We start from the raw sequence: 24,276 nt of genomic DNA on the forward strand, positions 1-24,276 counted from the left end.
GCGTGCGTCGTGAGCGGGCAGAAGGACGTGGTGCGGGAGCTCGTGCGGGCCCACGGGCGGACGTTCGCCGAGGAGGCGGGCATCACGCTCAGGGACACCCCGCAGCCGCTGTACCGGCTGCTGGTCCTGGCCCTGCTGCTGAGCGCCCGCATCCGCGGGTCCGTCGCCGTGGCCACCGCCCGGGAGCTGTCCGGGGCCGGGCTGCGCGATCCGCGCCGGATGGCCGGGGCCGGCCGGCAGCGGCGCGTCGACGCGCTGGGTCGCGGCGGCTACCGGCGCTACGACGAGCGCACCGCCACCCAACTAGGTGACGGCGCCGAGCTGTTGCTGGAGCGTTGGGGCGGCGACCTGCGCCGGATGCGGGAGGCGGCGGACGGCGATGTCGGTGAACTGCGCCGACTGCTGCGGGAGGTTCCGGGGCTGGGCCCGGCCGGGGCCGACATCTTCCTGCGCGAGGTTCAGCGCGTGTGGCCGGAAGTGGCCCCGTACCTCGACCGCAAGGCCCTCGACGGCGCCGCGCGGCTGGGGCTGCCGGAGGACCCCGACCGCCTCGTGAAGCTGGCCGGGGACACCCGACCGGCTTCCCTCGCCGCCGCGTTGGTGCGGGCGGCTCTCGACAAGGACGTGGTGGAGGACTGTCTGCGGCGCGCCGTCTGAGCGCGACGCCCCGCACGCCGCCCGCCGGTCAGCCGAGCAGCCACCCCCCGTCCACGCTCAACTCCACCGCGTTCACCGACCTGTTGCGCAGCAGGAAGTCCACCGCGTCCACGACGTCCGCCATGGTGGCGAGCCGTCCCGTCGGGGTCCGGGCGCGCAGGCCGGCCAGCACCTCCTCCGGCTTGGCCCGCCAGTAGGGGCTGTCGCCGACGACGCCGGGGTGGACGGCGTTGACCCGGACCGGCGCGAGCTCCACGGCGAGGGTGTTCACCAGGCCCCGTACACCGGCGTTGACCGTGGCCACCGTCGTGGCCCCCGGATAGGGCCGCTCCTTGGCCTGTCCGCCGAACACCACGATCGCGGAGTCGTCGGTCATGCGCGGGCGCAGGACGTGCACGACCTCGGTGTAGCCGACGAGCTTGAGGGTGACCAGGCGCAGGGCGGCGGAGATGTCGTAGTCGGTGGCGCGGTTCTCGTCCCGGGAGACGCCCGCGAGGACCAGATGGTCGACGCGGCCGAGGTCGGCCAGGGCCGCGGCGATGTCGCGGGGGTGCGACAGGTCGAGGGCGAGGCCGCGGGCGCCCACCTCCTTGGCGACGGCGTCGGCGCGGTCGGGATCGCGGCCGGTGAGGACGACCTCGTCCCCCCTGTCGGCACGGACCCGGGCGAACTCGCGGCCGATGCCCGATGTGCCGCCGACGACCAGGACACTGCTCATGACTCCAGGGCCTTTCTCAGGTAGTCCCAGTCACGGGTGAACCGGTAGGAGTGGCGCGACGGTGGCTGGGGCGCCTGGGTCTCCAGCCAACGCAGCACTCCTGTACCGGCGTTGGAGAATCCGTGCACACAACCGGCGCCCGCCCAGGCGCAGTCGCCGGGCCCGAGGCGGTAGCTCTCGCCGTCGAACACCGCCTCGGCCTCGCCCTCCAGGAAGTAGTACGTCTCCTCGAAGGGGTGGTCGTGCGTGCCGGCGACGCCGTCGGGCGCGTACCGCACCATGAACATCGTCGAGGCGACCGCGCCGAGGTCGCCGTCGACCATCATCTTGACCGTGATGCCGCTGTAGACGAGCAGGGCGGTGCGCATGCTCGCCGAGACCGCGAGAAGGTCCTGGGACTGCCGGTCCGGGTCCATCTGGGCGGGCTCGAAGTGGCCGAAGGAGCGGGTGCGGGGGTCGCGGACGTCGATGCGGACGGGGGCGCGCGCGGGCAGGCCGGGCACCTCCTGGGTGTCGTACCCGTAGCGCGCCCGCGGGACCGGCGCCAGCATGTCCGCCCAGCGCGCGGCCGTGTCCCCGGTGCCGCGCCAGGCGTGCGGGACACCGGCCGGCAGGAGGCCGTAGTCGCCCTCCACCAGGAGGTGGGACCCCTCCGGCACGTCGAGGATCACGCTCCCGCCGAGGATGTGGAAGCTCTCCTCGTACGAGTGGACGTGTGCGGGCACCCGGCCCTCGGGCCGCAGTTCGCAGACGCCGAAGCCGGTGTGCACACTGCCGTCGTCCTCGCCGACCAGGGCCCGTCTGCGGTACCCGAGCCGGTCGTAGGGCGGTTCGGGCAGGTCGGCGGCGCGGCGCACCAAGTGCCGTGTCATGCGGTCTGCTTCGCCTCCTTCGCGGCCAGCAGCCGGTCCCGGGACTCCTCGACCAGGCGCCGTGCCCGGGCCGCGTCGGCCGTCAGCTTCCCGTCCCGCTTGCGGATCACGCCGTCGACGAGGACCGTCTCGACGTTGGAGACGTCGGCGCACAGGGTCACCGCGGCGGCCGCGTCGTGCACCGGGGTCATGTTCAGCGCGGTGGCGTCGAGGGCGACGACGTCGGCGCGCTTGCCGGGGGTCAGGGAACCGGTGCGGTGTTCCAGTCCCGCGACATGCGCGCCGTTGAGCGTCGCCATCTCCAGCATCCGGCGGGCCGTCAACATGGTGGTGGGCACGGGCATGTTGGCCTGCCAGCAGTCGGCGTTGACGCGGGCGCGCTCGGCGCCGAAGGCCGCGCGGATCTGGGTGAACATGTCGCCGGGCACGGTGGTGACGACGTCGATGCTCAGGGAGGGCCGCAGGCCGTGCTCGACCGCCTGCATCACGGGCGGCCAGCCGTGCCCCATCTGCGTCTCCACCTGCGGCGCGATGGACACCGTACCGCCGCTGTCGGCGACCATCCGCCACTCGTCCTCGTGGAGGTAGCAGCAGTGGATGTAGGTGGTGTCGGGGCCGAGGAGGCCCAGGTCGTGGAGTTGCTTGACCATGCCGAAGCGGCCGGCGAGCCGGCCCATCGCCACGTGCACGGTGATGGGGATGCCCAATTCGCGGGCGAGGGCCCATTCGGAGGTGACGACGTCGTTGACGCAGAAGCCGGGACCACGGGTGGCCAGGCCCATGGTGAGCAGGCCGTCGTCGGAGGAGAAGTACTTCGCGCGGACACGGCGTACGTCGTCGCCCGGGATGGCGATCTTGCTCTCGAACCAGTAGTCGGCGAGGGAGGTGTTGGCGCTGCCGTAGGCGTACTGGGCGCGGATGCCGGTCTCGGCGAGGGCCCGGATCGCCGCGTCCGGGTGTTCGGGCGTGTTGTTGATGTGGGACCAGTCGACCAGCGTGGTGATGCCCGCGTTCAGGCATTCCAGGGCGCCGGCGAGGTTGGCCGCGTAGACGTCCTCCGGTGTGTACAGCGGGGCGAAGGTGTCCAGGATGTCGACGAAGTAGTCGTCGAGGGTGGCGTCCGGGGCGACACCTCGGATCGAGGCCTCCCAGGTGTGCCGGTGGGTGTCGACGAAGCCGGGGATCACGATGCGCCCGGTCATGTCGAGCACCTCGGCGTCGGCGCTGATCTCCGGCCTCACGGCCGTGATCGTCCCGTCCTCGATGAGGACGTCACCCCGGGGCAGGTCCCCGATTGCCGGGTCCATCGAGACGACGTGCCCGGCGCGAAGCAGTATCCGATCGGTCATCGCGCTTCCTCCCATGGGGTGTTCAGTACGCGGCGAGGCCGCGGACCGCCGCCACGACCTTCTCAGTGGTGGGGATGACCTGTTCCTCCAGCACGTCGGCGAACGGCAGCGGGACGCACTCCCCCGCGATCCGCCGCACGGGCGCGTCGAGCAGGTCGAATCCCTCGTCGGCGACGACCGAGACGAGGGTGGCGCCCCAGCCGCCCTGGTACGGGTTCTCCTCGACGGTGACCAGGCGCGAGGTCCTGCCGAGCGAGGCGAGCACGGTGGCGGTGTCGAGCGGGATCAGCGTGCGCAGGTCGACGACCTCGGCTTCGATGGCCTCCTCGGCGAGGCGGGCGGCCGCTTCGAGCGCGACCGGCACCATCGAGGCGAGGGCCACCAGGGTGACGTCGGCGCCCTCGCGTACGACGGCGGCGCGGCCCAGCTCGACGACATGGTCCGGGGGCGGCGGGGCGCCCTTGCTCGCCAGCAGCCCCTTGTGCTCGAAGAACACCACCGGGTCGTCGCTGCGGATCGCCGCCGCCATCATGCCGATCACGTCGGCGGGCGTGGCCGGCGCGGCTATCTTCAACCCGGGCACCGTCAGTGCCCAGTTCTCGGTGGCCTGCGAGTGCTGGGCACCGAAACCGAGCCCGCCGCCGTTGGCGGTGCGCACGACGAGGGGCACGGTGACCTGACCACCCGTCATGTAACGCACCTTGGGTATCTCGTTGGCGAGGTAGTCCCAACAACAGGCCAAAAAGTCGGAGAACATGATCTCCGCGACCGGCCGCATCCCGGTCATCGCGGCGCCCATCGCGGCGCCCACGATGGCCTGTTCGGAGATCGGCGTGTCCCGCACCCGCTCGGGCCCGAACTCCTTCAGCAGCCCCACGGTCGTCTTGAACACCCCGCCGGCCTCGCCGATGTCCTCCCCGAGGCACACCACGGCCGGGTCGCGCCGCATCTCGCGCGCGATGCCCTCGGCGACCGCCTCGCGGTAGGTGATCACGTCCGCCATGCCGCACCTCCGTCCGCCCACACGTCGGTCAGTGCCTCGCGCGGATCGGGCGGCGGCGCGTTCTTTGCCGCCTCCACCGCCCTCTGTACGGCGTCCCGGGCGCGCTCGTCGGCCGCGGTGACCGTCTCCTCCTCCACCCCGAGTTCGGCCAGCCGTCCCCGGGCGAGGTCCAGGGGGTCGTGCTTGAGCCAGCGTTCGACCTCCTCGGCCGGGCGGTAGGCCGCCGGATCGGCGCGGCTGTGCCCGAAGTGGCGGTAGGTCTCGGCCTCGACGATCGCGGGTCCGTCTCCCGCACGGGCCCGCTCGGCGAGTGCGGCCACCGTCTCGCGCACGGCGACGACGTCGTTGCCGTCGACGACCTCGCCGGGGACGCCGTAGGCGGGCGCCCGGTCGGCGGCCGGGCGGGCCACCGCCGTGACGTCGGCGATCGGCGTGTACTCCATGTACAGGTTGTTCTCGCAGACGAACAGCACCGGCAGCTTCCACACGGCGGCCAGGTTGAGCGCCTCGTGGAAGGCGCCGATGTTGGTGGCACCGTCGCCGAAGAAGGCGACCGCGAGCTGCCCGGTGCCGCGCAGCCGGGCCGACCAGGCGGTGCCGACCGCCATGGGGAGGTGGGCGCCGACGATGGCGTAGGAGCCGAGCATGTTCACGGACGCCTTGGTGAGGTGCATGGAGCCGCCCTTGGCCCGGCACAACCCGGTGGCCCGGCTCATGAGTTCGGCGAGGCACTCCTCGGGGGTGGCGCCGCGGGCCAGGGCGTGGTGGTGGCCGCGGTAGGTGGCGAAGACGTAGTCGTCGTCGCGCAGGGCGGCGCTCGCGCCGACGGCGATCGCCTCGTGCCCGGCGGCGAGGTGGGTGGTGCCCTTGACCAGGCCGGACAGGAACAGGTCGTGGGCGGCCTTCTCCGTGCGGCGGATCAGGGCCATCCGCTCGTACAGGGCGAGGAGTTCGGTCGCGTCCATCAGCGGTCCCGGGTGTTGAGGTGGGACTGGGACTCGCGGCGGGTGTTCAGCTCGCCGCCGACCGTCCAGTACTTGCGGCCCGCGACGAGCAGTTCCTCGGCGGGGAACTTGGTGATGACCTCGCAGCCGTCGGCGGTGACGACCAGTTCCTCCTCGATGCGGGCGGCGGACCAGCCGTCGGCGGCCGGCCAGTAGGTCTCCAGGGCGAACACCATGCCCTCTTCGAGGACTTCGGGGTGGTCGAGGGAGACCAGGCGGCTGAAGATGGGCTTCTCCCAGATCGACAGGCCCACCCCGTGGCCGTACTGCAGGGCGAAGGCCGCGGTCTCGTCGGCGAAGCCGAACTCCTCGGCGCGCGGCCACACTTGGACGATGTCGGCGGTGGTGGCGCCGGGGCGGACGAGGGCGATGGCCTGGTCCATGTACTCCCGGCAGCGGACGTAGGCGTCGCGTTGGGCACCGGAGGCGCTGCCGACGGCGAAGGTGCGGTAGTAGCAGGTGCGGTAGCCGAGGTGGCTGTGCAGGATGTCGAAGAAGGCGGGGTCGCCGGGGCGGATCAGGCGGTCGCTGTAGACGTGCGGGTGGGGTGAGCAGCGTTCGCCGGAGATGGCGTTGACGCCTTCGACGTACTCGCTGCCGAGGTCGTAGAGGACCTTGCTGACGAGTCCGACGCACTCGTTCTCGCGCACTCCCGGGCGCAGGTACCCGTACAGCTCCTCGTAGGCCGCGTCCACCATCGCGCAGGCCTGGGTGAGCAGGGAGATCTCGTCGCGGGTCTTGGTGCGCCGGGCCTCCAGGAAGACCTGCTGGCCGTCGACGACGTCGATGCCCTCGGCGCGCAGGGCGGCCAGGACCGGCATCTCGGCGACGTCGATGCCGAGCGGCTCCCCCGCCAGGCCATGTTCGCGCAGTTCGGCGGCGATCTTGCGGGCCACGTCCTCGGCGATCCCGGCGTCCGGGTGGAAGGCTCCGCGCAGGGTGGAGATCCCGGCGCGGGCGCCGGTGGGCGGGCCGCCCTGGCCGTCGCTGTAGTCGAGCCAGGGGTTGTAGAGCTGGTGGTGGCGGGCGGCCGAGCCGAAGTCCCAGACGACGGGTTCGCCCCCGCGCACCAGCAGGGCGAAGCGGATCAGCTTGTCCATCGCCCAGGTGCCGATGTGCGTGGCGGTCATGTAGCGGATGTTGGCGAAGTCGAAGCTGAGCACCGCGCCCAGCGAGGAGCGGTTCAGGGTCTCGTTGAGCCTGGCCAGGCGCTGCTTGCGCAGCCGGTCCAGGTCGATGCGCTCTTCCCAGTCGACGGCATTGGGTCCATATGTGCGGATCGCCATGGCGACCACCCCCACTCCGGAGTGAACGACCGCACCAAGCAGGTGTCAAGTGCTACTGAACACTCTGGCTGAACACGAACCAGACCCCGACGGCCGGTTCAGTTCCATCATTCCGGTAGCGGTGGGGGGTCGTCGACTCGAAGCAGACGGCGTCGCCGGGGCCCAGCGTGTACTCGTCGAAGCCGAGGGTGAGGACCAGTTCACCCGAGGTCAGATAGCCGTACTCGGTGCCGGTGTGCCGCATCAGGCCGCCGGAGCTGGAGGAGGAGCCGCCGGGCCGGTAGGTCACCAGCAGGAAGTCGACGTCCGTGCCCGGCACATGCCCGAGCCGCTCCCACACGACCCCCGAGTCCAGCTCCAGCAGCTCGCGCTCACCCGGTGTGACCAGGGGTCCGATGCGCCGGCCCGGGTCTGCGGCGAAGGCCGCGAGGGCGTGCAGGACGGTGGCGGGGGCGGCGGCCGCGGCCACGACCGGCGATGCGGGGATCTCGCCCTCGTAGCCGTCGAAAAGCGCCTCCACGGAGATCGACAGTGCGGTGGTGATGGCGTACAGCGTGCTCACCGACGGCTGGCTCTTGCCGGTCTCGATCTGGGAGACCAGGCTCGCGGACACCCCGATCTCCCTGGCGAGGGCGCGCAGGCTCACGCCTTTGGCGAGGCGCGCCTGTCGGATGCGCGCGCCGACGGGCGGTACGGCGGCGGCGGACACGGCGGCTCCTCTCGCGACCGGAGATGTGCAGCCCCATTGAACAGCCTCGGCCGACCGCGGCACCAGGGGCTCAGAGTGCCAGTACGCGGGCGATCGTGCGGAGCACGCCGTCGTCGTTGTTGGAGGGGGCCAGGTGGCGGGCGCGGGCGATGACGTCCGGGTGGCCGCCCGCCATGGCGAAGGACCACTCGGCGGCGTCCAGCATCTCCAGGTCGTTGAGGTAGTCGCCGAACACCATGGTCTGGGCGGGGGTGATGCCGAGCGCGCGCTGGAGCCGGCGCAGGGCGCTGCCCTTGTTGGCGGTGCGGTTCATGACGTCGACCCAGTGCTCGCCGGAGACGACGACCTGGTGGGTGTCGGCGAACGGGGCCAGGGAGGGGGCTGTGGTGCGCGCGGCCGAGCCGAAGTCGAAGAGGGCCACCTTGATCACGTCGTCGTCGAGGGCGGTGGCGTCCTCGACGATCCGGTGCTCGACGTAGTACTTGCGCACCTCGGCCAGGAACGCCTCGTCGCTCCGCTCGACGTAGGCGGACCGCTTGCCGCAGACGACGGCGCCCACGTCCACGCCCTCGGCCACCAGCCGCCGTACGGCCTGGACCACGCGGGCGGCGACGCCGGGAGCCAGCGGGTCGGAGCTGAGTTCGACGCCGTCGCGGACCACGTAGGTGCCGTTCTCGGCGATGAACACCATGCCCTCGGCCACGTCGGCGAACTGCCGTGCCAGCGTGGCGTACTGGCGGCCGCTCGCCGGGCTGAACAGCACCCCGCGCCGGCGCAGTTCGGCCAGCGTGTCCCACAGCCCGGGCGGGACGCGGCCCGCGTCGTCGAGGAGCGTGCCGTCCATGTCGGTGACGACCAGGCGGATGTCGGCACGGCCGGCGGGCGGGTCGGAGACGGTGGCCTGGGGCGTGGAGGCGGAGGTCATGACCTGCTTCCGGTCAGGGCGCGCCGAGGCGCCGGAGGGTGTGCGGCGGTCCCGCCACCCTACGCGAGCCGACCGCGTCAGTTGTTCGAGCGGATCAGTCCGGCCAGGTAGCGCCACAGCGACGAGCGGCGCCGGGCGCTGTGCTCCGGTGTCTGCGGGGCGTCCGCCGACGGCACGGCCAGCTCCGTCCGCGGCGCCGTCCTGGGCGCGGGTCCGGCGAGTTCGTAGCGCACCGGCAGGGACCGCAGTCCGCGCATGAACGGCGAGGAGCGCCAAGGGAGCTGGTCGACCGGGAGGGCGAGTTCCAGGTGGGCGAAGCGTTCGAAGACGCGGCTGACACCGGCCATCGCGATCGTCGAGGCCAGCTCGCGGGCGGGGCACTGGCGCTTGCCCGCTCCCCACGCCAGGTGCGCTCGGCTGCTGATGTTGGAGTCCGGGGTCATCTGCCCGGCGAAGAGGGGGTCGGCGTGGGCAGCGGCGGCGGAGACCCACACCGGATCGCCGGCGCGGATCACGTGGTCGCCCAGCGGGGTGTCCTCGGCCGCGAACCGCGGCACGAAGTTGACCAGGGGCGGCTTGCGCATGACGACCCGGTTCATGGTCTCGCGGACCATTCCGGCGGACAGGGTGGTGCGCACACCGCCCGCGCTGTCCCCGCAGATGACCTCGACGACGGTGTTGGAGATGAGGATGCCGACGTGGTCGGAGGTCATGCCGAGCAGCATGAACAGCTCCCGCGCCAGCTCGTCGACCGAGAGGTCCGGGTGGGCGGCGAGCAGGTGGGAGGGGAAGTCGTCGCCCGGCTTCTCGATCTTGGCGGCGGCGAGGTCAGTGAGTGTCACCAGCAGCCGCTCCAGGGCCGGTCCGGCGTCGGGGCCGGCGTCCAGGATCCGCCACATGTCCATCAGGGCCTCGTCGCCCTGCGAGCCGGGGAAGCCGAGCAGGTGGCTCGCCGCCATCAGGGGCAGCGGACGCGAGAACTGCGCCGACAGATCGGCGTGGCCGCTGCCGCCGCCCTGCGCCAGGAGGCCGATCAGCTCGTCGGCGTAACCGGTGACGGCCGTCCGCAGCCGCTTCGCCAGCGGGTGGCGCGGGTCCTGGAAGGGGCGCAGCGCGGCGTCCCAGGCGGTGCGCAGGTCGCGGTAGCCCGCGCCGCCCTGGATCAGTACGTGGTTGACCTCCAGGGAGGGGGCCAGCGGCCAGTCGGCGGGCACCCGGCCCTCCGAACGGGCGCGCCAGTTCTCCAGGCCCTTGGGCCAGGCGTCGTCGTCCTGGAGGACCTGCAGCGACTCGCGGTAGCCGAGCACCAGCCAGGCGGGCACACCCAGCAGGTCGACCGGGGCGACGGGCCCGTGGCGGTCGCGCAGCCTCTCGTAGACGAGCGCGGGGCGTATCTCGTAGTCGCGGGTCAGCAGGGGCTCGGGGGCGAGGTCCTCCAGCCGCGTGTCGTCCGGTGTCGCGTGCTCGTGGTCGACCACGTGGAATTCCATGGTTGCGGCGCCCCCTTCGACACTGCCCGTAACGGCCCGCGGGCTGCGGGTGGTTGTGAGCCGGTGGGACCTTACCCCAGGTGTGCCGTCCGTCACCCGGCGGGGGTACTGGCGGGTAGCCGAGCGGGCGGGCGCCCGTCCGCGGGGGTCACCCGTACGCTCCGGTGCGCTGGTGGGCCGTACGGGCCGGTGGTGCGCTGAAGGGAAACCGCGCCCGCCCAGCCGCGCACGCCCAGGAGGCCCCGCCATGTCCCGTCGTCCGTCCCGGCCCGCCCGTGTCCTCGCCTCGGCCGTGTCCCTCGGTGCGCTGCTGGCGCTCACGGCGTGTTCGAGCGACGGCGACGGCGGCAGTGCCGCGGCCTCCGACGTCACCGGCTCCCCACTCGCCGAGGCGGCCCGGACCAGCCCGACACCCTTCCGGCTCACCGAGGCCGGGGCGAAGGCCGCGCTGATCACCGAGACGAACCTGGAGGGCGACTGGAACCAGGTCAAGACCGCCGCCTCCTGGGGCGACACCCTGCTCGTCGGAAAGGTCGACGTGGCCGATTTCCTCACCGCCAAGGCGGACGCCGCCGACTGCCAGCGGCTGCTGGACTCGCTCTACGACAACGACCTGCTGGGCAAGCCGTCCGGCGCGTCCGCGCTGAGGGGCTTCGAGGAGGGCGACTCCCGGCTGTTGTACCAGGTCGCCGCCTACAACCCGGTCCGGCTGAGCGCCGCGCTGGGCTGGCTCAAGTCGCTGCCGGTCAAGTGCGACCAGTTCACCGCGATCGACTCCAAGGGAGGCAAGCGGACGGTGCAGGTGACCACCTCCTCGGTGCCGTCCCAGGGCGACGCCCGGCAAGGTCTGCACGTGGTGGTGCAGGGCACCTCGAACGGCGAGCCCGCCACGCTCACCCTGGACGTGGCCGCCGTACGCATCGGCAACGACGCGATCACGGTCACATCGGGCGGTCTCGCCGGCGGCCAGTACGCCTCCATGGAGCTGGCGGTGCGCGAGGGCGCCCAGCGGCTCAAGCAGGTCCAGGCGGGCAAGACGCCCGCCCCCGGTCCCGCGCGCAACGGCTGACGGGTCGAACCGGCCGATTCCGCACACCTGATCAGCCGATTCCCGGGACAGCGTGATCACCGGGCGGCACAATGGCGGCGACGGCCGCGGACGGTGCGAGAAGGAGTCGAGTCGTGAGTGAGAGCCACACCCCGTCGAGCGGGTCGGCACGGCTGAACACGGGTGTGGCGCACAACGCGCGCGTGTGGAACTACTGGATCGGCGGCAAGGACAACTACGAGGTCGACCAGCAGGTCGGTGAGCACGTCGCCGGGATGTTCCCGATCATCCGGGACATCGCCCGCGCGGACCGCTGGTTCCTGGGCCGGGCGGTGCGGTTCCTCACCGAGGAGCGCGGGGTGCGGCAGTTCCTGGACATCGGCACCGGGCTGCCCACGGTGGACAACACGCACGAGATCGCGCAGCGCATCGCCCCCGACGCCCGGATCGTCTACGTCGACAACGACCCGATCGTGCTCGCGCACGCCCGCACCCTGCTGACCAGCACACCCGGCGGCGTCACCGACTACATCGACGCCGATGTGCACGACCCGACCGCGATCCTCGAACGCGCCGCGCGGACCCTGGACTTCACCAAGCCGGTCGCGGTGATGATGCTCGGCATCCTCAACTTCGTGCTGGACGTGGAGAAGGCGCGGCGGATCGTGCGCGAGATCATGGCGGCGGTCCCCTCCGGCAGCTATCTCGTGCTGACCCACCCCACCTTCGACGACGACCTCGGCGGCGCCGGCCAGATCCCGGCGATGGAGTTCTGGAACGAGAACGCCACCCCGCCGATCACCGCCCGCAGCGGCGAGGACATCGCCGCCTTCTTCGAGGGTCTGGAGATCCTTCAGCCGGGCCTGGTGTCGTGTTCCCGCTGGCGTGCCGAGCCCGAAACGCCCCCCGTGGTACCGCAGTTCGGCGCGGTGGCCGTGAAACCCTGACGCACGGCAGCCGCCCGGCCGAGTCCGTCGAGGAGGACGTATGACCACCCTTGCCGATCCCGTCCCGGGCGGGCGCCCCGGTGAAGTGCAGCGGGCCGCCGCGATGAGCGGGGAGTTGTCCGGGCGGGGCGTGCACGGCATCGTGCTGTCCTACGTCGACACCGCGGGTGTCGGCCGGATCAAGACGATCCCCACGCAGAAGCTCGCCTCGGCGTCGGCCTGGGGCGTCGGGATGTCGCCGGTGTTCGACACCTTTCTGGCGAACGACTCCATCGTCACCACCGACGTCCTCGGCTCCCCGGACGGCGACCTGCGCCTCTACCCCGACCTCGACCAACTGGTCGTCCTGGCCGGGCAGCCCGGCTGGGCGTGGGCCCCGGTCGACCGGATCACGCAGGAGGGCGAGCCGCACCCGGGGTGCGGCCGTACCGTCCTGCGCCGGATCGTCACCGACGCCGCCGAACGGCACGGGCTGGCCTTCAAGGCGGCCATCGAGATCGAGTGGAGCGTGGGGCAAGGGGCCCCGGCGGGCGGGGAGTTCGTGCCCGCGACCACCGGGCCCGCCTACAGTGCCACCCGCCAGGTCGAGTTGAGCGACTACACCGCCGACCTGCTGGCGGCGTTCGCCGCGCAGGACGTGGAGGTCGAACAGATCCATCCCGAGTACGCGGCCGGGCAGTTCGAGATCTCGGTGGGTGCGCTGGACCCGGTGGCGGCGGCCGACCGCAGCGTGCTGGCGCGGCAGACGATCCGGGCCGTGGCGCAAAGGCACGGGCTGGTGGTCTCGTTCTCCCCGGCCGTCCTCGCCGAGGGCGTCGGCAACGGCGGCCACCTCCATCTCTCCGCCTGGCGCGACGGCGTCAACCTGCACTCGGGCGGCGAGGGCCGCCACGGCATGACGGCCGACGCGGAGTCCTTCGCGGCGGGCATCCTCGCCCGGCTGCCCGCCCTGACGGCCGTGACCGCGCCGAGCCCGGCGAGCTATCTGCGGCTCAAACCCTCCCAGTGGGCGGGGGTCTTCACCGCGTGGGGCCGGGAGACCCGCGAGGCGGCGGTGCGGGTCGTCACGGGCACGGCGGGCCTGCGCGAACAGGCCGCGAACCTGGAGGTCAAGCCGGTCGACCTGGCCGCGAACCCCTACCTCGCCCTCGGCTGCGTGATCGCGGCGGGGCTGGACGGCGTGACCCGCTCCCTGTCGCTGCCGGAGGAGATCACCGGTGACCCGGCCCGTCTGAGCGCGGCGCAGGCGGCGGCGCGGGACGTACGGCGGCTGCCGGTCTCCCTCGCCGAGGCCGTCGAGGAGTTCCGCGAGGACGAACTGCTGCGGGCCGCGCTCGGACCGGTACTCGCCGATGCCGTGATCGCCGTACGGCAGGGGGAGATCGCGGCGGTCGAGGGGCTGGACGACGAGCGGGTGGCGGCGGCGTACCGCTGGAAGTACTGAGATGGGCGGCGGACCGGTCCTCCGGGCGCTGGACGCGCTGCCGCTGGTGGACCACCACTGCCACGGGGTGGTCACCGCCGACCTGTCCCGGGAGGAGTTCGAGGACCTGATCACCGAGGGCGGGTCGTGGCCGGGGAGCTCCTCCTTCGACAGTCCCGTCGGGGTGGCCGTCCGCCGCCACTGCGCCCCCCTGCTGGACCTGCCGCGCCACGCGTCGGCCGACGACTATCTGGCCCGGCGCGCCGGGCTCGGGTGGCGCGAGGTCCACCGCCGTCTCCTGGCCGCCGCCGGGACGGGCGTGTTCTGCGTGGACACCGGGTACGCGCCGGAGCGTCTGAGCACCCCGGCCGAGCTCGCCGTCGCCGCGGGCGGCACCGCGTTCGAGGTGGTGCGGCTGGAGAGCGTGGCCGAGTCGGTCGCGGCGCGGGGCGTGGAGCCGGGCGAGTACGCGGACGGGTTCCGGGTGGCCGCGCTGGAGGCCGTACGGCGGCCCGGCGTGGTGGCGGTGAAGTCGGTCGCCGCCTACCGCACGGGCTTCGACCTGGACCCGGCCCGCCCCTCGGACACCCAGGTCGCCGAGGCGGCCCGGCACTGGCTCGCGGGCGGCGGCGGCCGGCTGGCGGACCCGGTCCTCGTACGGCATCTGCTGTGGACGGCGGTCGATCTGGGGCTGCCCCTCCAGCTGCACGTCGGCCTCGGCGACAACGACATCCGGCTGCACCGCTCGGACCCCGCCCACCTCACCGACTGGCTGCACCTGACCGCCGGCACGATCCCGGTCCTGCTGCTGCACTGCTGGCCGTACCAGCGCCAGGCCGCCTATCTGGCCACGGTGTTCGAGCAGGTGTACCTGGACGTGGGGCTCGCCCTGCACTTCGTGGGCCCGGCACGGTCCCGGGCCGTGCTGGAGGAGGCCCTCGAGATCACGCCGTTCCGCAAACTGCTGTACAGCTCCGACGCATACGGTGTGGCGGAGTTCCACTTCCTGGGCGCGCTCGCGTTCCGCCGGGGTCTGGCCGGTCTGCTGCAGGACCGGGTGGACGCCGACGAACTGGACCTGCCGGACGCGTTGCGCATCGCGGAGTGGGCAGGAGCACACAACGCCCGTCAGGTCTACCGCCTTCCCGGCACTTCCTGAAAGTATGATCAAGCAATGTCTGACATGACCGAAACCACGCCCGGCTGGCTCTCCCCCGACGAGCTGGAGATGGCGCGTGCGCGCATGCCGATCCTGTACGTCGAGGCCGTGCCCGTACGGGTCGACGACAGCGGCGAAGTCACCAGTGTCGGCCTGCTGCTGCGCATCGGGCCGGACGGCACGGTCAGCCGGACCCTGGTCTCCGGCCGGGTACTGCACCACGAGCGCGTGCGGGACGCCCTGCTGCGCCACCTGGAGAAGGACCTAGGCCCGGTGGCGCTGCCCCGGATCCCGGCATCGCTGCAGCCCTTCACGGTCGCCGAGTACTTCCCGACCCAGGGCATCACGCCGTACCACGACCCGCGCCAGCACGCGGTGTCGCTGGCCTACGTGGTGCCGGTGACCGGCGACTGCCGGCCCCGCCAGGACGCCCTGGACCTGGTCTGGTTCAGCCCGCAGGAGGCGATGTCGCAGGCCGTGGCCAGCGAGATGCCGGGCGGCCACGGGGTGCTGCTCAGGCAGGCCCTCGCCCACGTCGGCTGCTCTGTCTGAGCATCGCGCTGAACGGCGTGACGGGGCGCTCGCTCCGCTCGCCGTCCACGGTGATGTCGACGACCTCGTTGTAGAAGGCGAGCAGGCCCTTGATCACCGCCACGGCGGGCAGCGGCTCCGGGTAGCTCCACACGAGGTTCGCCTCGCCGCCCGTCGACCAGTACGCGGCGACGCCCTTGTAGGGGCAGGCGGTGTGGTGGTCGGTCGCGGTGAGCAGGTCCATGCGGACGTCCTCGCGCGGGATGTAGTAGCGGGTGGGCAGGCCGGTCTCGAAGAGCAGCACCGGCCGGTGGGTGTCCGCGACGAGCGTGCCGTCGACCGTGACCTGCACATGGCGGCTGCTCGGGATGGCGTCCACCCGTTTGTGCGGGTCACGGGGGTGGACGAAGATCTCTTCCTCCTCCTCGTACCAGTGGTCCAGGCCCCTGCCGCTGCGCCCGAACCACTCGAAGGCGATGTACTCGGCCAGCTCGGCGGCGGGGAAGGTCCAGGCGGCGTTCTCCAGCACCTCGCCGTCGACGTCGAGGTCGTAGAAGACCTTCGATCCACTGTGGGTGCCCGGCCGCGGGTTCCTCGCGGGGCGCAGCAGGTCCTGGCGTACGTCGCCGCGGGGGAAGGCGTACTGCGGTACGGGCAGCGACGGCTCCCAGACGAGGACGGGGTGCCGGCTGTCGACGACGGTGACGTCGCCCTTGCGGCCTCGCACCCAGCGTTCGCTCGGTTCCCACAGGAGACCTTCGGGGGTGCTGCGGACGGACTGTCCGGTGCGGAGTCCACTCATGGGTCCATGATGAACTCCATGGACCTTGAGCCGTACCGGGGCGAGTTGGTCGCGTACTGCTACCGGATGTCGGGGTCGTTCCACGAGGCCGAGGACCTGGTGCAGGAGACGATGCTGCGCGCCTGGAAGGCCCGGGAGCGCTACGACGCCTCGCGGGCGTCGGTGCGCACCTGGCTGTACCGGATCGCGACGAACGTGTGCCTGACGGCCCTGGAGGGGCGGGCGCGGCGGCCGCTGCCCTCGGGGCTCGGGGCGCCCAGCGAGGACCCGGGAGCGCCGCTGACGCCGGCGTTCGACATCCCCTGGCTCCAGCCGTTCCCCGACGCGCGGTACGACGTCGACGCGCGGGCCGACCTGCGGCTGGCGCTGGTGGCCGCGATGCAGGTGCTGCCGGCGCGGCAGCGGGCGGTGCTGGTGCTGCGGGAGGTGCTTCAGTTCAGCGCCGCGGAGGTCGCCGAGCAGCTCGGGACCACGGTCGCCGCGGTCAACAGCGCGCTCCAGCGGGCCCGGGCGGCGGTCGCCGAGGTGGGTGACCCGGGCGGGATCGGCGAGCCGGACGACGCCGGGGCGCGGGAGGCGGTCCGGCGCTACGCGCGGGCCTTCGAGGCCGCGGACGTGCCCGCGCTGGTGCGGCTGCTGACCGACGACGCGGTCCTGGAGATGCCGCCGGTGCCGCTGTGGTACCGCGGCCGGAGCGACTACGGCCGGTTCATGGAGCGGGTCTTCGAGACGCGCGGCACCGGGTGGACGGTGCGGCACCTCGGCGCGGGCGGCGAGCCCGCGTTCGCCGCGTACGCGCCGGCCGCGGACGGCGGGTTCCGGCTGCACACGCTGCAGGTGTTCACGGTGACCGGCGGACGGATCGCGCGCAATGTCGTCTTCGCCGACCCGCGGGTGTTCGAGGCGTTCGACCTGCCGCCGGAGATTTCCGCGGAGGAGTCCGCCGGGCCGCGATGAGTCCGCGCGGTGGCGCCGGTAGGTACCGGTGACCACCGATCGAGAGGACATCCGACATGACGGCGCGTTTCCTGGCCCTGTACGACACCCCCGACGACCCCGCGGCCTTCGAACGGCACTACCGCGAGGTCCACCTCCCGCTGGCCCACAAGCTGCCCGGGCTGCGCCGCTACACCGTCGGCACCGGCGTCACGGCCGTGCGCGGCGGCGCGCCGTACTACCTGGTCGGCATGCTCGAGTGGGACAGCCTGGACGAACTGCGCGCGGCGTTCGCCTCCCCCGAGGGCCGGGCCTGTGCGGCGGACTCCGAACGCCTCCAGGAGTTCACCGCCGTGCGCAGCATGGTCTACACCGTGGACGAGGTCTGAGCGGGCCTACGCCAGCAGCGACGGCCGGCCCGGCGGCACGACCGGCCGGGCCGGCACCGGCCCCGAGACGACCGGGGGCATCGGCTCGTGGCGCAGGCGCCGGCGGTTGCGACGGCATTCGTGGAACAGGGCCAGGGCGATCGCGGCACCGACCGCTATCAGGTGCTCGCGGCCGGCCAGGTTGGGTACGGCGATCGACTCCCACACCATCGACCCGCCGGTGAGGGTGAACACGATGGGCGCCCGCCGGACGACCGAGATGTAGGTGAACAGGCCCACGACGGCGGCCGACGGCCCGGTGTCGAGCACCTGGCCGATCTCCGGCGGCAGCCCGACCCCGTGCCAGCCGGGCCCGATGGCGAGCATCACCCGCACCATGAGGGTGCCGGCGAGCGTGGTGGCGTACGAGATGACGAGGGTCCTGGCCCGGCCGAGGGCGAGTTCGGCCAGCGCGAAGGCGAGGAAGAGCTGGGTGATGCCCGCCCACACCGGCAGGTCCAGGGCCGGGACGTACAGGGACACGGGCGTGCGCAGCAGCGCGAGCCACAGCGGCAGGTCGGCGTAGACGCCGCCGAGCAGCCGTACCGCCGTGGCGCCGGTGCGGTGCTGCGCGATGGCGTGGAAGAAGATCACGCCACCCGCGGCCAGGAAGGCCAGGGAGAGCGCGGGCAGTCCCCGGCGTCTGAGCTGGCGCAGCGGGTCGGCGACGATGCCTTCCCACTCGCCCCGCAGGGTGCGCCAGACGAACAGCACGACGCGCCACCACCACGCGGCGCGCGGCCGTTCGTTCCGGCGCCCGGGTATGTGGCCCGCGGACCCGTCGCCGTCCAGTCCCCTGTCGGCGCCGTCCCAGCGCCGTGTCTCCCTGTGCAGCAAGACTCCCCCGTCTCTCGTACGGCGGCCCCACCGACCGTATGCATCGAAATGCAACCGTTTCTAGAGACTGTGCAAAAGAGGGTCAGGTTGCCTCAGTGCGCCGAGTCCAGCCGGAATCGCTGGTCGTCCGACAGGTCCAGGTCCACCGCGGCCAGGCTCTCCTCCAGCTGGGCCACCGAGGACGCGCCGACCAGCGGGACGACCGGCAGGGCGCCGCCGAGCTGCCACGCCAGGACCACCTGGTTGACGGTGGCGCCGGTCTCCCGGGCCACCTCGTGGAGCGCGGTGAGACGGGCCGGGGTGCCCGGGTGGTCGTACTCGGCCGGCAGTCGCTCCGGGCGGACGTACGCCCCCTTCAGCAGGGGTGAGTAGGCGACCAGGGTGAGGCCGGGCTCGGCCCGCAGGTAGCCGAGCATCTCGGGGCCGACGGCGCCGAGGCTGCCGTCGGGGAAGAGGTCGCCGGGCACGTCGAGGCGGGGCCGCAGGTAGCTCTGCTCGTACTGGAGCACCTCGTAGCCGGGCAGTCCGGCCGCCGCCGCGATCGCCCGGGCCCGCTCCACCCGCCACACCGCCTGGTTGCTCACTCCGAGCAGGCCCACGGTGCCCTCGGCGACCAGTGCGGCGAAGGCCTCGACGGTCTCGCGCTGCGGGACGGTGTGGTCGTCGATGTGGGCGTAGAGCAGGTCCAGCCGGTCCACGCCCAGGCGTTCGCGGCTGCGCTCGGCGGACTCGCGGATCACCTTCGCGGACAGCCCCTCGGGGTTGTCGACGTAGCCGGTGCCGGGGGCGAGCGGGCGGGCCCCGAGCTTGGTCGCGACGAGGATCTCGTCGCCGACGCCGCGGCTGCGCCGCCAGCGGCCGAGGAGTTCCTCGCTCTGGCCGCCCCGGCCGCCGTCCTCCCAGAAGGCGTAGTTGTCGGACGTGTCGATGAAGGTGCCGCCGGCCTCCACGTAGCGGTCCAGGACGGCGAAGGACGTCTTCTCGTCGGTGCGGGAGCCGAAGAGCATCGCGCCGAGGGCGAGGACGCTGACCTCGCGGCGGGTGCCGGGGGCGGTTCCGATCGTGCGGTACTTCATGGTTGTCCTCCCGTTCGTGCCCCGCGCGGAGGTGCGGGCACGAAGGGGAGTCTCGTTCTTGAAGCGCGCTTCAAGTCAAGGGAGTGCGTGCCGCTTGCGCGCTATTTTGCGAACGGCCCCTCCAGGGCGGCCCATTGGAGCAGCATGATGGTCTTGGCGTCGTTGATCTCGCCGGTGCGGATCATCTCCAGGGCGCGGCGGAAGGGCAGTTCGACGATCTCGATGTCCTCGCCCTCCTCGTCGAGGCCGCCGCCCTCGTGGGTGCGGGTCGAGGGGCCGTAGACGGCGGCGTAGAAGCTGACGCGTTCCGTGACGGAGCCGGGGCTCATGTAGACGTCGAAGACGTGCCGGACCTCGCCGATGGTGTGGCCGGTCTCCTCCACGACCTCGCGGCGGACGGCGAGTTCGGGGTGCTCGTCGTCGTCGTCGAGGAGGCCGCCGGGGGTTTCGATCAGCATGCCGTCGGGGTGGCCGTTGACGTAGACGGGGAAGCGGAACTGCCGGGTGAGCAGCACGGTCTCCCGCTCGGTGTCGTACAGCAGCATGGTGGCGCCGTTGCCGCGGTCGTGGGTCTCGCGCTGCTGGGTGGACCAGCTGCCGTCGGCGCGCCGGATGTCGAAGGTGGTGGCGCGCTCGACGTACCAGTGGCTGGAGAGCAGTTTCACCTCCCGCACCTTCACGCGCGGGTTGCCGGTCAGGTCGAGGCCGGTCCTGTCCAGGCCGGTGCGGCCGCGGCGGTCGGGGGTGTCGATGCCTGCGGTCATCGGGCGCCCCCGGGCGGGCGGAGGACGGTGCGGTTCGTCATGGTCGCTTCCTACCACGGCTCCCTTCGGGTGACGGCGAGCACGTGGGAGTGGCGGGCGGGCAGGTCGACGAAGAGACCGGGGGTGAGCAGGGCGTCGCCGTCGCGGTCGTACGTCTGGTCCGTGAGCAGGTCGATGAGTCGGTGGGGCCGGCCGGCGAGTTCGGGCCAGGGCAGCGGGATCTGCGCCTGGGCGGGGGCGTCGGAGTGGTTGACGATCACGACGTGGCGGGTGTCGGAGCCGGTCCAGGTCCAGGCGAGCAGGTTGCGGTGGGTGTCGTTGTCGGGCCAGCCGGTGGTGGTCAGCAGCCGCCACTCGCCGTCGCGGACGGCGGCCGCGGCCGGCAGCAACCGGGCGTAGAAGGCGCGGAGTTCGTCGTCGACGGGTTCCGGCGGGCGGCGGTTGAGGAAGACCGGCGGGCGGACCGTGCGGCCCTCGAACTGGCCCTCGTGCCAGAGGGTGGCGCCGGGCAGGGTGGCGACGGTGACGGCCGCGGCGGGCTCCCGGCCGCCGGGCAGGGTGGCCGCGGCGCGGGGTTCGTCGTGGTTCTCCAGGAAGCGGACCAGGCCGCGCTGGTGGGCGGGGTCCGCCTGGAGGTGGGCGCGGACCGCCTCGGCGTCCTCGTGGACGAGGCGGTCGTAGAGGCGTTTGTCGTAGCAGTGGTCGAAACCCTGCTCCTGCAGGGCGTGTTCGAGGTCCCAGTAGGCCTCCGCCACGAAGAGCATGTCGGGGTGGCGGGCGCGGACGCGCGGGAGGACGTACGGCCAGAAGTCCTCGGCGGGCGGCGGGCCGGCCCGGTCGCCCCAGGTCTTGGCGAACACGTCGTTCATGAGCAGCATGGCCATGTCGCAGCGCACGCCGTCCGCCTGGTCGCCGATGGAGACGAGGGTGTCCACGGTCGCGGTGCGCAGGTCGGCGCCGAATGCGTCCAGCTGGACCACGTCGTGCCAGGGCGCGAAGTACGGGTCGCGGCCGTTGGCGTAGATCCGTCCGCCGACCTCGAGGAAGCCCTCGGGCGAGCGGGCCAGGTCCTCCTCGGTGCCCTGGACCAGGCGCTCGGGGTGCCCGGTGAGCCAGGGGTGGTCGGCGGCGACGTGGTTGGGGACGTAGTCGACGAGCAACCGCATTCCGCGGGAGCGGAGTTGGGCGCGGGCCTCGGCGAGGCCCTCCGGTCCGCCGAGGCCGGGGTCGGCCACGTAGTCGCGTACGCAGTACGGCGATCCGGTGATGTCGGCCTCGGTGAGGTCGGGCAGGGCCTCGCGGAAGGAGGCGAGGAGTGCGGGGTCGCGCAGGGCGATGGCGAGGCCGGCCGGGCTGCGCTCCCAGACGCCCATCAGCCAGACGGTGTCGACGCCGGTCCGGGCGACCTCGTCCCAGTCCTCGCCGGGTACGTCCCCGAGGGTTGTGCGGCGGCCGTGGCGGGCGCTCAACTCGTTGAGCCAGATCAGGGTGTTGATCTCGTAGATCACCGTCATGAGAACGGCTCCTCCTCGTCCACGGTGAAGTGTTCGTCGTCGGCGGACCGGGGTGGGTCCGTCGGCCGCAGGGACTCGCGGGCGCCGCGGTGCCAGTCCTCGGCGGTGATGGTGTGGAACACGGTGGCGGTGGCCGCGACCAGGCCGGTCCAGCCGGTCTGGTGGGAGGCGCCGAGGCCGGCGCCGTTGTCGCCGTGGAAGTACTCGTAGAAGAGGATCAGGTCCTTCCAGTGCGGGTCCTTGGCGAACTTGGCCTGGGCGCCGTGCACGGGGCGGTGGCCGTCCTCGCCGCGCAGGAAGGTGGCGGTGAGCCGGTTCGAGATCTCGCGGGCGACCTCGTAGAGGTTCATGAGCCGGCCGGAGCCGGCCGGGCACTCCACGGTGAAGCCGGGGCCGTGGTAGGCGTGCAGGTTCAGCAGGGCCCGGATGAGCAGCAGGTTCATCGGGAACCACACCGGGCCGCGCCAGTTGGAGTTGCCGCCGAACATGCCGGAGTCGGACTCGGCGGGCAGATAGCCCACGCCGTACGTCTCGCCGTGCACCTCGAAGGTGTACGGGTGGGCCGCGTGGTGGCGGGAGAGGGACCGGATGCCGTGCGGGCCGAGGAACTCCTCCTCGTCCAGCATGCGGGCCAGGACGCGGCGCAGCCGGTCCTCGCCGAACAGGGCGAAGAGGTAGCGGCCGTTGTGCGCCGGATCGGCGTCCAGGCGCTGGGTGACGACGGCCTCGACGGCCGGGTGCCGCCTGATGAACTCCCTTGCCCCTTCGGCGAGTTCGGGGAAGCTGTGGTCGGCGCGTCCACCGACCACGCTGGTCGCCGCCAGGGGGAGCAGGCCGACCAGGGAGCGCACCTTCAGCGGGGTGGCGCTGCCGTCGGGCAGCCGCAGCACGTCGTAGAAGAAGCCGTCCTCCTCGTCCCAGAGGCCGGCGTTGTCCTTGCCGATGCGGTTCATGGCGACGGCGATCCAGGCGAAGTGTTCGAAGAGCATCTGCGCCTGCTCGATGTAGACCGGGTTGTCGACGGCGAGTTCGACGGCGATCTCCAGCAGGTTCTGGCAGTACAGGGCCATCCAGGCGGTGCCGTCGGCCTGGTCGATGTGACCGCCGGTGGGCAGCGGGGCGCTGCGGTCGAAGACGCCGATGTTGTCCAGGCCCAGGAAGCCGCCCTGGAAGACGTTGTTGCCGTCGACGTCCTTGCGGTTGAGCCACCAGGTGAAGTTCTTCATCAGCTTCTGGAAGGCGTTCTCCAGGAAGGCGCGGTCGGCGCGGCCGGTGCGGTGCTTCTCCAGTTCGAAGACGAAGAGCACGGCCCATGCGTGCACCGGCGGGTTGACGTCGCCGAAGTTCCATTCGTACGCCGGGATCTGGCCGTTGGGGTGCAGGTAAAGGCGGCGCAGCAGCAGTTCCAGCTGGGACTTGGCGAAGCCGATGTCGACCATCGACAGGGCGATGGTGTGGAAGGCGAGGTCCCAGGCCGCGAACCACGGGTACTCCCAGGTGTCCGGCATCGAGATGACCGCGTCGTTGACCATGTGGTACCAGGCGCTGTTGCGGATGCCGGGGTCGCCCGCGAGGGGGTCCACGCCGTGCTCGGCGAGCCAGCGTTCGACGTCGAGGTAGTAGTACTGCTTGCTCCACAGCATGCCGGCGAGGGCCTGGCGGACGACCCGGCGCTCGTCCTCGTCCATGCCGTCCGGGACGACGCTCTCGAAGAAGGCGTCGGCCTCGGCGCGGCGCAGGTCCATCGTCGCCGCGAAGTCGCCCCAGGGATCGGGCTGTTCGCGGTCCGTCAGCCGCAGCCGGACCGTCGCGCTCTCGCCCGCGGGGAGGGTGAGGACGCTGTGCAGGGCGGCCTTGGTGCCGGTGCGGTCCGGGTTGACGGCCGCGGTGTCGCCGTGGACGACGCGGCGGTCGATGCCGTCCTTCACGTAGGGGGTGGGGTTCGGGCTGCCGAAGACACGCTCGTCGTTCGTCTCGTTCTCGGTGAACAGGGCGGTGGCGTCGGTGTCGCAGTACAGCCGGCGCGTGCCGAGCTCCTCGTGGTCGGCGCGGACGGCGTCCGCGGTCAGACTCAGGCTCGGCACGGCGGTCCCTCCGGCCCAGGACCAGGTGTGCCGGAACCAGAGGGTCGGCAGCAGGTGCAGGGTCGCCGGGTCGGGTCCGCGGTTGTGCGCGGTGATCTCGATCAGCAGGTCCTCGGGGCCGGCCTTGGCGTACTCGACGAAGACGTCGAAGTAGCGGTCCTCGTCGAAGACGCCGGTGTCGAGGAGTTCGTACTCGAAGTCGTGGCGGGTGCGGGCGCGGTTGGTGTCGACGAGGTCGGCGTAGGGGAACTCGCCCTGCGGGTACTTGTACAGGTACTTCATGTACGAGTGCGTGGGCGTGGAGTCGAGGTGGAAGTAGTACTCCTTGACGTCCTCGCCGTGGTTGCCCTCCTGGTTGGTCAGGCCGAACATCCGCTCCTTCAGGATCGGGTCGCGGCCGTTCCACAGGGCGAGCGCGAAGCACAGCCGCTGCTTGTCGTCGCTGATCCCGGCGATGCCGTCCTCGCCCCACCGGTAGGCGCGGGAGCGGGCCTGGTCGTGGGTGAAGTACGACCAGGCGTCGCCGTTCGCGCTGTAGTCCTCCCGTACGGTCCCCCACTGGCGTTCGCTGAGGTAGGGGCCCCAGCGGCGCCAGGCCGCCCGGCCGGTGTCGGCCTCTTCCAGCCGCTGCCGTTCTCCGCCCGCCGCGCCGCTGTCCGCCGCCATCGCCGCCTCCTCGTAGGCCCGGCACTGCTCCCAGACTCGGGGGCGCGG

The 24,276-nt window shown here is 72.3% G+C and carries 23 protein-coding genes; 8 read left to right on the forward strand and 15 right to left on the reverse strand.

What is annotated here, in order from left to right; translation table 11 throughout:
- The first annotated feature begins 9 nt into the window (after positions 1–9).
- Positions 10–657 (forward strand): endonuclease, encoded by a 648-nt coding sequence (locus ACQF4J_RS09345; RefSeq protein ID WP_351573521.1) that lies wholly within the window; start codon positions 10–12, stop codon positions 655–657.
- 28 nt (positions 658–685) lie between these two features.
- Here ACQF4J_RS09345 and ACQF4J_RS09350 read toward each other — a convergent pair whose 3' ends face one another.
- The 9 genes from ACQF4J_RS09350 to ACQF4J_RS09390 form a co-directional block, all read right to left on the reverse strand.
- Complete coding sequence (locus tag ACQF4J_RS09350) at positions 686–1,375, reverse strand: SDR family NAD(P)-dependent oxidoreductase (protein ID WP_351573518.1); 690 nt, start codon at positions 1,373–1,375, stop codon at positions 686–688.
- Entirely contained in the window at positions 1,372–2,247 is an 876-nt protein-coding gene (locus tag ACQF4J_RS09355) for a cupin domain-containing protein (RefSeq protein ID WP_351804442.1), read from the reverse strand. Before ACQF4J_RS09355 ends, ACQF4J_RS09350 begins: the two co-directional genes overlap by 4 nt.
- Positions 2,244–3,596, reverse strand: a complete 1,353-nt coding sequence (locus tag ACQF4J_RS09360; protein WP_427165453.1) for an amidohydrolase family protein — start codon at positions 3,594–3,596, stop codon at positions 2,244–2,246. The genes ACQF4J_RS09355 and ACQF4J_RS09360 overlap by 4 nt, the downstream gene beginning before the upstream one ends.
- A gap of 22 nt (positions 3,597–3,618) precedes the next feature.
- Positions 3,619–4,599: an alpha-ketoacid dehydrogenase subunit beta gene (locus tag ACQF4J_RS09365; RefSeq protein WP_351573509.1), complete on the reverse strand. Its 981-nt coding sequence runs from the start codon at positions 4,597–4,599 to the stop codon at positions 3,619–3,621.
- On the reverse strand, positions 4,587–5,564 hold the full coding sequence (locus ACQF4J_RS09370; RefSeq protein ID WP_427165454.1) for a thiamine pyrophosphate-dependent dehydrogenase E1 component subunit alpha: 978 nt from the start codon (positions 5,562–5,564) through the stop codon (positions 4,587–4,589). Before ACQF4J_RS09370 ends, ACQF4J_RS09365 begins: the two co-directional genes overlap by 13 nt.
- Entirely contained in the window at positions 5,564–6,889 is a 1,326-nt protein-coding gene (locus ACQF4J_RS09375; protein ID WP_427165455.1) for a M24 family metallopeptidase, read from the reverse strand. Before ACQF4J_RS09375 ends, ACQF4J_RS09370 begins: the two co-directional genes overlap by 1 nt.
- A 52-nt stretch (positions 6,890–6,941) precedes the next feature.
- Positions 6,942–7,598, reverse strand: coding sequence for a helix-turn-helix domain-containing protein (locus tag ACQF4J_RS09380; RefSeq protein WP_351573504.1), 657 nt, complete (start codon positions 7,596–7,598; stop codon positions 6,942–6,944).
- A gap of 70 nt (positions 7,599–7,668) precedes the next feature.
- Positions 7,669–8,523 carry a Cof-type HAD-IIB family hydrolase gene (locus tag ACQF4J_RS09385; RefSeq protein ID WP_351573501.1) on the reverse strand — a complete coding sequence of 285 codons (855 nt, stop codon included), beginning with the start codon at positions 8,521–8,523 and terminating at the stop codon, positions 7,669–7,671.
- Positions 8,524–8,600: 77 nt separating this feature from the next.
- Positions 8,601–10,013 (reverse strand): cytochrome P450, encoded by a 1,413-nt coding sequence (locus ACQF4J_RS09390; RefSeq protein ID WP_351573498.1) that lies wholly within the window; start codon positions 10,011–10,013, stop codon positions 8,601–8,603.
- 247 nt (positions 10,014–10,260) lie between these two features.
- Here ACQF4J_RS09390 and ACQF4J_RS09395 point away from each other — a divergent pair, with 247 nt between their 5' ends.
- The 5 genes from ACQF4J_RS09395 (at position 10,261) to ACQF4J_RS09415 (ending at position 15,142) form a co-directional block, all read left to right on the forward strand.
- Positions 10,261–11,082, forward strand: coding sequence for a hypothetical protein (locus ACQF4J_RS09395; protein WP_427165456.1), 822 nt, complete (start codon positions 10,261–10,263; stop codon positions 11,080–11,082).
- Positions 11,083–11,195: 113 nt separating this feature from the next.
- Positions 11,196–12,008 (forward strand): SAM-dependent methyltransferase, encoded by an 813-nt coding sequence (locus ACQF4J_RS09400; protein ID WP_351573493.1) that lies wholly within the window; start codon positions 11,196–11,198, stop codon positions 12,006–12,008.
- Positions 12,009–12,048: 40 nt separating this feature from the next.
- A complete protein-coding gene (locus ACQF4J_RS09405; protein WP_351804452.1) occupies positions 12,049–13,452 on the forward strand; it encodes a glutamine synthetase family protein in 1,404 nt (467 codons plus the stop codon).
- A gap of 1 nt (position 13,453) precedes the next feature.
- Positions 13,454–14,590: an amidohydrolase family protein gene (locus ACQF4J_RS09410; RefSeq protein WP_351573482.1), complete on the forward strand. Its 1,137-nt coding sequence runs from the start codon at positions 13,454–13,456 to the stop codon at positions 14,588–14,590.
- Between the two features lie 15 nt (positions 14,591–14,605).
- On the forward strand, positions 14,606–15,142 hold the full coding sequence (locus tag ACQF4J_RS09415; protein ID WP_351573479.1) for an NUDIX hydrolase family protein: 537 nt from the start codon (positions 14,606–14,608) through the stop codon (positions 15,140–15,142).
- On the opposite strand, the gene ACQF4J_RS09420 is transcribed toward ACQF4J_RS09415, so the two are convergent.
- The gene (locus ACQF4J_RS09420; RefSeq protein ID WP_351573476.1) at positions 15,105–15,923 is read right to left on the reverse strand and encodes a DUF427 domain-containing protein; all 819 of its coding nucleotides are present in this window, start codon (positions 15,921–15,923) and stop codon (positions 15,105–15,107) included. The two genes, ACQF4J_RS09415 and ACQF4J_RS09420, sit on opposite strands and share 38 nt — an antisense overlap.
- An 18-nt stretch (positions 15,924–15,941) precedes the next feature.
- On the opposite strand from ACQF4J_RS09420, the gene ACQF4J_RS09425 reads away from it, so the two are divergent.
- Positions 15,942–16,880 carry a sigma-70 family RNA polymerase sigma factor gene (locus ACQF4J_RS09425; RefSeq protein ID WP_351573473.1) on the forward strand — a complete coding sequence of 313 codons (939 nt, stop codon included), beginning with the start codon at positions 15,942–15,944 and terminating at the stop codon, positions 16,878–16,880.
- A 56-nt stretch (positions 16,881–16,936) separates the two neighbouring features.
- Entirely contained in the window at positions 16,937–17,248 is a 312-nt protein-coding gene (locus ACQF4J_RS09430; protein WP_351573470.1) for an EthD family reductase, read from the forward strand.
- Positions 17,249–17,254: 6 nt separating this feature from the next.
- Here ACQF4J_RS09430 and ACQF4J_RS09435 read toward each other — a convergent pair whose 3' ends face one another.
- The 5 genes from ACQF4J_RS09435 to ACQF4J_RS09455 form a co-directional block, all read right to left on the reverse strand.
- Complete coding sequence (locus ACQF4J_RS09435) at positions 17,255–17,998, reverse strand: hypothetical protein (RefSeq protein WP_351573568.1); 744 nt, start codon at positions 17,996–17,998, stop codon at positions 17,255–17,257.
- 218 nt (positions 17,999–18,216) lie between these two features.
- The gene (locus ACQF4J_RS09440; RefSeq protein WP_427165457.1) at positions 18,217–19,200 is read right to left on the reverse strand and encodes an aldo/keto reductase; all 984 of its coding nucleotides are present in this window, start codon (positions 19,198–19,200) and stop codon (positions 18,217–18,219) included.
- 101 nt (positions 19,201–19,301) lie between these two features.
- Positions 19,302–19,964, reverse strand: coding sequence for an NUDIX domain-containing protein (locus ACQF4J_RS09445; RefSeq protein WP_351573457.1), 663 nt, complete (start codon positions 19,962–19,964; stop codon positions 19,302–19,304).
- A 50-nt stretch (positions 19,965–20,014) separates the two neighbouring features.
- Positions 20,015–21,478, reverse strand: a complete 1,464-nt coding sequence (locus ACQF4J_RS09450; protein WP_427165458.1) for an alpha-amylase family glycosyl hydrolase — start codon at positions 21,476–21,478, stop codon at positions 20,015–20,017.
- Positions 21,475–24,228 (reverse strand): MGH1-like glycoside hydrolase domain-containing protein, encoded by a 2,754-nt coding sequence (locus tag ACQF4J_RS09455; RefSeq protein WP_427165459.1) that lies wholly within the window; start codon positions 24,226–24,228, stop codon positions 21,475–21,477. Before ACQF4J_RS09455 ends, ACQF4J_RS09450 begins: the two co-directional genes overlap by 4 nt.
- Between the last annotated feature and the right edge of the window lie 48 nt (positions 24,229–24,276).

Origin of the sequence: Streptomyces sp. C1-1 (genome assembly GCF_050214755.1) — a bacterium.
In the GTDB taxonomy this organism is placed as follows: Bacteria; Actinomycetota; Actinomycetes; order Streptomycetales; family Streptomycetaceae; genus Streptomyces.

What these genes read in the sequence shown, in the direction of transcription:
- ACQF4J_RS09350 (WP_351573518.1), bottom strand. Translation starts at nt 1,375, where the DNA reads ATGAGCAGTGTCCTGGTCGTCGGCGGCACATCGGGCATCGGCCGCGAG.
- ACQF4J_RS09355 (WP_351804442.1), bottom strand. Translation starts at nt 2,247, where the DNA reads ATGACACGGCACTTGGTGCGCCGCGCCGCCGACCTGCCCGAACCGCCC.
- ACQF4J_RS09360 (WP_427165453.1), bottom strand. Translation starts at nt 3,596, where the DNA reads ATGACCGATCGGATACTGCTTCGCGCCGGGCACGTCGTCTCGATGGAC.
- ACQF4J_RS09365 (WP_351573509.1), bottom strand. Translation starts at nt 4,599, where the DNA reads ATGGCGGACGTGATCACCTACCGCGAGGCGGTCGCCGAGGGCATCGCG.
- ACQF4J_RS09370 (WP_427165454.1), bottom strand. Translation starts at nt 5,564, where the DNA reads ATGGACGCGACCGAACTCCTCGCCCTGTACGAGCGGATGGCCCTGATC.
- ACQF4J_RS09375 (WP_427165455.1), bottom strand. Translation starts at nt 6,889, where the DNA reads ATGGCGATCCGCACATATGGACCCAATGCCGTCGACTGGGAAGAGCGC.
- ACQF4J_RS09385 (WP_351573501.1), bottom strand. Translation starts at nt 8,523, where the DNA reads ATGACCTCCGCCTCCACGCCCCAGGCCACCGTCTCCGACCCGCCCGCC.
- ACQF4J_RS09390 (WP_351573498.1), bottom strand. Translation starts at nt 10,013, where the DNA reads ATGGAATTCCACGTGGTCGACCACGAGCACGCGACACCGGACGACACG.
- ACQF4J_RS09395 (WP_427165456.1), top strand. Translation starts at nt 10,261, where the DNA reads ATGTCCCGTCGTCCGTCCCGGCCCGCCCGTGTCCTCGCCTCGGCCGTG.
- ACQF4J_RS09405 (WP_351804452.1), top strand. Translation starts at nt 12,049, where the DNA reads ATGACCACCCTTGCCGATCCCGTCCCGGGCGGGCGCCCCGGTGAAGTG.
- ACQF4J_RS09410 (WP_351573482.1), top strand. Translation starts at nt 13,454, where the DNA reads ATGGGCGGCGGACCGGTCCTCCGGGCGCTGGACGCGCTGCCGCTGGTG.
- ACQF4J_RS09415 (WP_351573479.1), top strand. Translation starts at nt 14,606, where the DNA reads ATGTCTGACATGACCGAAACCACGCCCGGCTGGCTCTCCCCCGACGAG.
- ACQF4J_RS09420 (WP_351573476.1), bottom strand. Translation starts at nt 15,923, where the DNA reads ATGAGTGGACTCCGCACCGGACAGTCCGTCCGCAGCACCCCCGAAGGT.
- ACQF4J_RS09425 (WP_351573473.1), top strand. Translation starts at nt 15,942, where the DNA reads ATGGACCTTGAGCCGTACCGGGGCGAGTTGGTCGCGTACTGCTACCGG.
- ACQF4J_RS09430 (WP_351573470.1), top strand. Translation starts at nt 16,937, where the DNA reads ATGACGGCGCGTTTCCTGGCCCTGTACGACACCCCCGACGACCCCGCG.
- ACQF4J_RS09440 (WP_427165457.1), bottom strand. Translation starts at nt 19,200, where the DNA reads ATGAAGTACCGCACGATCGGAACCGCCCCCGGCACCCGCCGCGAGGTC.
- ACQF4J_RS09445 (WP_351573457.1), bottom strand. Translation starts at nt 19,964, where the DNA reads ATGACCGCAGGCATCGACACCCCCGACCGCCGCGGCCGCACCGGCCTG.
- ACQF4J_RS09450 (WP_427165458.1), bottom strand. Translation starts at nt 21,478, where the DNA reads ATGACGGTGATCTACGAGATCAACACCCTGATCTGGCTCAACGAGTTG.
- ACQF4J_RS09455 (WP_427165459.1), bottom strand. Translation starts at nt 24,228, where the DNA reads ATGGCGGCGGACAGCGGCGCGGCGGGCGGAGAACGGCAGCGGCTGGAA.